1 protein-coding gene is annotated in these 522 nt (G+C 45.2%); it reads left to right on the plus strand.

Annotation, left to right across the window (positions count from 1 at the left end; all coding sequences use genetic code 11):
- Positions 1-522: portal protein (locus tag N1032_RS27820; protein ID WP_259543974.1), on the plus strand; the 522-nt coding region annotated here is incomplete at both ends.

Below are 522 nucleotides of genomic sequence, written 5' to 3' on the forward strand. Positions count from 1 at the left end.
GGAAATCCCGCCTTTTGCCGCAGCTACTGTAGCTATGGGCCACTATGCTGATGCTATGCGCGGTATGGAGTTAAGTAAATCCTTTGCCCGTACTCTCCTAACTCCGCTGTATAAGCTGATTTATGAAACTATGCGCTTTGAGGAATGGCCTTTATCTGATGAACAGGGCCAGCCTGTAGAGGGTGCTACTTATCCTAGCCTGTATGAATTTAAGGTAGATATTAACACCGCTGGAGATGATGCGGCACAGATTATGCAACTGCAAAACGCAGTACAGACAGCAGCAGCATTAACACAGATTCAGGGTGCTTATCTGACAGACCAGAACAGATACGAAATGTTAAGCCTAATCCTTACCCGCGCTGATTTGGACGCTGATAAATATCTAACTAACCCTGCTACTATTCCAGATGATGCGGCAGCACGTCAAATGCAGCTAGAGCTAGATGCTCTTAATCATGAGGCAGCTAAAGAGCGCTTACAAGAGGTTATCTTAAATAACCAACTGACAGCAGCTAAAAT

The sequence above is a fragment of the Herbiconiux daphne genome, assembly GCF_024979295.1.
GTDB classification, from domain to species: domain Bacteria; phylum Actinomycetota; class Actinomycetes; order Actinomycetales; family Microbacteriaceae; genus Herbiconiux; species Herbiconiux daphnes.